The organism is Novosphingobium soli, from assembly GCF_042432915.1.
Taxonomy (GTDB): Bacteria; Pseudomonadota; Alphaproteobacteria; order Sphingomonadales; family Sphingomonadaceae; genus Novosphingobium; species Novosphingobium soli.
In genome coordinates this window covers 1-2,391 of record NZ_JBHLWK010000024.1, presented here as the reverse complement: position 1 = coordinate 2,391, position 2,391 = coordinate 1, and the positions used below count along the sequence as shown (strand labels likewise).

Here is a 2,391-nt window from a genome sequence, read left to right as displayed (position 1 = left end):
AATCGCAGTTCCGGCCGGGAAGCGTACCGACATATCGCTGGTTCCTTTGCACCTTCGAAGATGTTGCCCGCCGGCATCCGGCGGTGGACCGGCAGATGCTCGACGCCTGGCTGAAGGAGATGCAAAAACGTTGGCGATTGTCGACGCTGCTCAATCAGGTCTGCATTGTCGACCGCTTCCTCGACCACCTCGTCGAAATCGGGCTGATCGCCGACAACCCTGTTGCTGCACTTCGCCGTCGGTACAACGTCAAGCAAAGCAAGCCGATCTGGCGGGCCTTGGCTTCCCCGAATCCCGACGAATCCTTGGCCGCGTTACGACGGCCTGCGCCCTTCGGCAGCGTGCTGGGTGACTTCATGCAAGACCATGTCATGCTGATGCGCAGCCGGGGATATCAATATGAAGCGCAGGCTCACTGGCTGCTGCGGTTCGATCGGTTCCTTCAGGCCCGTCCCGACCTCGCGGAGCAACCACTTGAGGCAATGATTGCGAGCTGGGCGGCTGCCAAGCCGACCCGCAACCACGCGGCTGAATGCCAGAAGCTGGCGCGCATCCTGACCAAGGCGCGGTTCCGCCTCGATCCGACTATCCCGCCAAAGCGCTTCAATCCCCGGCCAGAGCGGGAAGTAGCGCGGGAGCATCGGCAACCGCATATCTTCAGCCCGGCTGACGTTCGGCGTATGCTCGATACCGCACGGACTTATCCGTCGCCGGACGCTCCGCTGCGGCCGTTGACCCTCTACACCATGATCATGCTGGCCTATTGTGCCGGGCTACGGCGAAGCGAGCTGGCATGGCTCGATCTTGGTGACGTGGACCTGCAATCAAGCACGATCACGATCCGGGAAACGAAGTTCTACAAGACCAGGATCTTGCCTCTATCCGACAGTGTCGCGGTCGAACTGCGCGCGTACATCGATGCGAGGCGGCGCGCTGGCGGCCCACAGAACCCGAAATCAGGGCTGTTCTGGCATGCCCACTTAAATGACCGCTACAGGCCCGAGGCGGTTACGACAATGATTACCAACGTCATGCGCCGTGCTGGGCTCAAGCCCGCTTCGGGCCGGACCGGGCCGCGGGTCCATGACCTTCGTCACTCGATGGTGGTGAACCGCATCCTCCAGTGGTACCGGTCCGGCATTAACCCTCAGGAAAAACTGCACTTCCTCTCGACCTACATGGGGCACCGGGATCTCCACTCCACGCTGGTCTACATCACCGTCACGCAGGATCTGTTGCAGGAAGCCAGTGAACGGTTCCGCGCGCTCGGCGCCCCGTGCCTTGTCACGGAGGCGCGGCCATGAGGAAAGGCAATCCATTGCCCGCGTTGTTGCGGGCGTTCTTCCAGGAGTGGCTGGCCGAGCAGCGCAGCGCGTCAATCCACACGATCCGCTCTTATCGCGACACCTGGCGGCTGCTGCTTCGGTTCGTCGCGGAGCGAAAAGGCTGCGGGGTCGCGCGGCTGACGCTCACCGACGTCTCGGCCGGCGAGGTGCGCGCGTTCCTTCATCATACCGAGCATGGCCGCAAGACCACGATCGGCACGCGGAACTGCCGACTGGCCGCCATCCGCAGCTTCTTCAGCTTCGTGGCGGACAAGAATCCGGAATACATCGCGCAGTGCTCAGAGGTCCTGGCTGTTCCGTTGAAGCGGGAGCCCACCTCCGCGCCGTGCTACCTCGAGCCCGAGGAGGTCGAGGCCATCCTCGCCCAGCCCAACCGATCGACACTCGAAGGGCTGCGCGACCATGTACTGCTCTCGTTCCTCTATAACAGTGGCGCGCGAATCCAAGAGGCGCTTGACCTCTGTCCCGAAGCAATCCGGTTCGATGCACCGAACTTCGTGCGTCTTTACGGCAAGGGGCGCAAGGAACGCATCTGCCCGCTCTGGCCAGAAACCGTGGCATTGCTCAGGAAGCTACTGGAGCGACAGCCGCGTGCGCCCGATGAGCGGATCTTCGTCAATCGATACGGTGAACCGCTAGGGGCGTCAGGGGTGCGGTTCAAGCTCAACGCCTACGTGGAACAAGCCGCGAAATCGACGCTGACCCTCCAGTCAAAACACGTTACGCCTCACAGCTTCCGGCACGCGACCGCCGTCCACCTCGTTGCCGCCGGGGTCGATATCACCGTCATCCGCAGTTGGCTCGGGCACGTCAGTCTCGATACGACCAATCACTATGCTCAGGCCAATCTGGAGACCAAACGAAAGGCGCTGGAACAGGTTGGCGCCCCGGCGGCGAGCAACGTGCCACCTTCGTGGAAGCGAGATGCCAATCTGATGGGATGGCTCGACACCCTATAGAATAATGTGAAGGACGTGGCGAAATGTTCCGCAGCTTTGCAGGACTACGCCGCGTTCCTCCGCATTACCGCTTCCTCGCGATAAGC

2 protein-coding genes are annotated in these 2,391 nt (G+C 62.0%); both read left to right on the top strand.

The window, feature by feature from the left end; all coding sequences use genetic code 11:
- The coding region (locus tag ACFFJC_RS18230; protein ID WP_379488819.1) for a tyrosine-type recombinase/integrase at window positions 1-1,304 on the top strand (1,304 nt) is incomplete at its 5' end.
- Window positions 1,301-2,305 (top strand): site-specific integrase, encoded by a 1,005-nt coding sequence (locus ACFFJC_RS18225; protein ID WP_009823939.1) that lies wholly within the window; start codon window positions 1,301-1,303, stop codon window positions 2,303-2,305. The genes ACFFJC_RS18230 and ACFFJC_RS18225, both read left to right, overlap by 4 nt.
- Window positions 2,306-2,391 lie beyond the last annotated feature (86 nt).